Below are 437 nucleotides of genomic sequence, written 5' to 3'. Positions count from 1 at the left end.
AACGCTTTACGAACGCCGGTGACAGGGTTCTGTCAGGGTTGTCGCAAAAGCGTATCGCCGCCGTTACGGCGTATCGCGGCCACCGGTGTTGTTGTTGCCGCCCTGACCGCCGCCGATCGCGCCGACGGTGCCGATATTGCCGAACAGTTCGTCGAAGAAGCTGCGCTTCTTGCCCAAGGTCGGCGTGGTCTTGCCCGACGGGCTGATCGACGCGACCTGCTCGGCCCCCGAGCGCCGCACCGCCGACACGACACCGCGCGAATCGAAGCTGATGCGCAGCGTCACCTGATCGTGCACATGCGGATTGTTATAGGCAAAATTGCGCACGTCGCGCGAAATGTAATACCAGTCGCCCTGGTTGAATTCACTGGTGAAGGTCGGCTTGCCGAGCACCGCCAGCACAGACTGGCGGGTATCCGTGCCCGCCTGGACCGAAT

At 62.7% G+C, this 437-nt stretch carries 1 protein-coding gene; it reads right to left on the bottom strand.

The window, feature by feature from the left end:
- Nucleotides 1–63 precede the first annotated feature (63 nt).
- A partial coding sequence (locus AACY08_RS29925; protein WP_339472700.1) for an outer membrane protein assembly factor BamE occupies nt 64–437 on the bottom strand: 374 nt, incomplete at its 5' end.

The sequence above is a fragment of the Pseudomonas sp. EL_65y_Pfl1_R83 genome, assembly GCF_963970695.1.
Classification (GTDB): Bacteria; Pseudomonadota; Gammaproteobacteria; order Pseudomonadales; family Pseudomonadaceae; genus Aquipseudomonas; species Aquipseudomonas tritici.
Note: the sequence above shows the minus strand (reverse complement) of the source record. Positions and strands in the feature narration are given on the sequence as shown.